Annotated in this window: 1 protein-coding gene and 2 pseudogenes; 2 read left to right on the forward strand and 1 reads right to left on the reverse strand. The window is 67.3% G+C overall.

What is annotated here, in order from left to right; genetic code table 11:
• Positions 1-647, reverse strand: a pseudogene (locus ACM14_RS30110) (hypothetical protein); the annotation flags it as partial.
• Positions 648-1,125: 478 nt separating this feature from the next.
• On the opposite strand from ACM14_RS30110, the gene ACM14_RS30115 reads away from it, so the two are divergent.
• Both ACM14_RS30115 and ACM14_RS30120 read left to right on the forward strand, forming a co-directional pair.
• A complete protein-coding gene (locus ACM14_RS30115; RefSeq protein ID WP_254662168.1) occupies positions 1,126-2,460 on the forward strand; it encodes a tetratricopeptide repeat protein in 1,335 nt (444 codons plus the stop codon).
• Positions 2,460-2,731, forward strand: a pseudogene (locus ACM14_RS30120) (hypothetical protein); the annotation flags it as partial. The gene ACM14_RS30115 and the pseudogene ACM14_RS30120, both read left to right, overlap by 1 nt.

Genomic DNA, 2,731 nt, shown 5'->3' on the forward strand with positions numbered 1-2,731 from the left:
GGGTTCGTGGGGTAGGTCGGATCCGTCGGATTCGTCGGGTTGGTGGGGTCGGTCGGGAGCGGGGGCGCCGGATCGTCGTCGCTGCTGTTGGCTGCTGCGATCAGGCCCACGCCGCCCGCGCCGATCAGGCCGGCCAGCAGGAAGTCGCTGAGCACGGAGCCACCGGCTGCGGCCGCGGCGCTTTCCTTGGTGACGATCAGGCCCAGGGCGTCGCCGTCATTGGCGGGTGCCACCTGGACGTTGCCAGAGGCCAGGTCCAGCACCATGGCCCCTGCGCCGTCGCCGTCGCGCTGGGTCAGCGTGGCCTGCGTGCCGCCCTCGAAGGTGCCGACCAGGGTCTGGCCGTCCTTGCCCTGGAACAGCGCCTTGGCGCTGCCGTCGGCGGGCACGATGATCTTGTCGCCCACCTGCAGCGCGCTGCCGGGCTGGGCCATCAGGGTTTCTCCGTTGCGCACGATCTGCACGCCCGGGCTGACCTGGGACATCGTGGCGGGACCGGCGCCCCGGGGCATGAGCACCGCAGCCGCGCCGGGCTGCGTGTTCGATGTGCCCAGCTGTGCAAGCACAACGGTGGAGGGCTGCTGGTCAGCAAACTGCACGGGGCTGACGGTGGTGTTGCCAGTGGGCTGCATCGATTGGGCGGTCATTTGCTCTCTCCAGACAAGGGTTGAAACGACAAGGTCAGACGGTGGCTTGGAAGCCGTGAAATCTGTCGAGCCCTTTTGTGCAACATGCATGCCATGTGCCGGTGGCAGGTCTGGATGGCCTAGGAATCTTCCTAAGATATTGATTTGTATGGTTTTTGTTATTGATCACAATGTCTCAGCAACGGTCTGTTACGGCACACGTTACGTAACGCCGCCCGGTCCGCTCCGTTACCTCGGAGCAGGCTTTGCGCCGTGTTTCATGGCCCTTGTCTCAAGGACCCATGCAGCGGGGCAAGGTGGCTTTCGCCTATAAAATCGCTGGCTTTTGGCTGCAGGCGCATATCGGCGTGTGCAAGAAGCCCAAAAGCGAACAGGCCCGTCTTCCAACTTTCATTGCGTAGAGAGCGCCCATATGCTGATTTCGTCCAGAGTTCCGTCGCGAGTGCCGGGTCGTACCTATTTGCGGATAGCCCGACCTGTGGCCATTGCCGCCTTCAGCCTGGGGGCCGCTTTGTGCGGGGCGTTTGCCCATGCGTCGCAGGAGGCGGTGGACGAGGTCTCCCGGCTGCTGGAGCAGGGCAAGGCGCCCCAGGCCGCCAAGCAGGCCGAGGCCTACCTCAAGCAGAACCCGGCCGATGTGCAGATGCGCTTTCTGCAGGGCGTGATCGCGGCGGAGCAGCGCCAGAACGCCCAGGCCATCAAGATCTTCACGGCGCTGACCCGTGATTACCCCAGCCTGCCCGAGCCCTACAACAACCTGGCCGTGCTGTACGCCGCCGAGGGCCAGGAGCGCAAGGCCTCGGAAGTGCTGGAGCAGGCCATTCGCACCAACCCCAGCTACGCCACGGCGCATGAGAACCTGGGCGACCTGTATGCGCGCATGGCCAGCGATGCCTATGCCAAGGCCTTGCAGCTGGACGGGTCGCGCCAGGCCATCCAGCCCAAGCTGGCCCTGATCACGCAGATCTTCCCCAAGCAGGGCGGCGCCCAGGTCAAGACGGCCCAGGCCACGGCCACAGCGACGGCCGCCTCGACCAAGGTGGCCGATGCCAAGGCAGCCCAGGCCCGCGAAGCCGACGCCAAGCTGGCCGAGACCCGCGCCGCCGAAGCCAAGGCCGCAGAGGCCAAGGCTGCCGAATTCAAGGCCGCTGAAGTGAAGGCCGCCGATGCCAAGGCCGCCCAGGCCAAGGCGGCGGAAGCGAAGGCTGCAGAAGCCAAGGCTGCCGAGGCCAAGGCTGCAGAAGCCAAGCTGGCCCAGGCCAAGGCGGCGGAAGCCAAGGCGGCAGAGGCCAAGCTGGCCCAGGAAAAGGCCGCTCAGGCAGCACAGGACAAGGCCCGCGCGGCCGAGGAAGCCAGGCAGGCAGCGGCCAAGGCCGCCGCTCCGGCTACCGCAGCAGCCGCCACCGCCGTGGCCGCCGCCGAGCCTGCCAAGGCAGCGCCTGCCGTCGATGAGAAGAAGGCCGCACAATCGGCTGCCGCGCAGGAAGTGGAAGCCGCCGTCAAGGCCTGGTCCACCGCATGGGCCGGCCAGGACATGGACCGCTACCTGGACGCCTACAGCGACCACTTCTCCCCGGCCGATGGCAGCAGCCTGGCCAAGTGGAAGGAACAGCGCCGCCAGCGCATCGTTGGCCGCACCGCCATCGTCGTCAATGTGCGCGACCTGAAGGTGACCGTGGATGGCGACAAGGCCACGGCCCAGTTCCGCCAGTACTACGCATCGGGCGCGCTCAAGACCACTACCCGCAAGACCCTGCGCATGCAGCGCGAAAAGGGACAATGGCGCATCACCCATGAAGGAACCGGCTCCTGATGCCTGAAAAAGCGCGTCCCCTGGCACTGCCACCCACCGGCCTGCTGCGCCTGCATGCGCGGGCCGCCGGGGTGGCCGTGCTGCTGGTCGCGCTGTCCGCGGTGTCCTTCAGCCCGGCAGCCCATGCCAGGCAGGCCAAGGCCAAGGCCTCCAAAGCCGCAACTGCCAAGCCTGTCTCCTCCAAGCCTGCCTCCGGCAAGGCGGGCGCAGCCAAGTTGCGCGCGGCATCGGGCAAGCCCGCCCTGGCCGCCGCTGCGGTGGCCACGGCGGG

Origin of the sequence: Delftia sp. JD2 (assembly GCF_001682645.1) — a bacterium.
In the GTDB taxonomy this organism is placed as follows: domain Bacteria; phylum Pseudomonadota; class Gammaproteobacteria; order Burkholderiales; family Burkholderiaceae_C; genus Comamonas; species Comamonas acidovorans.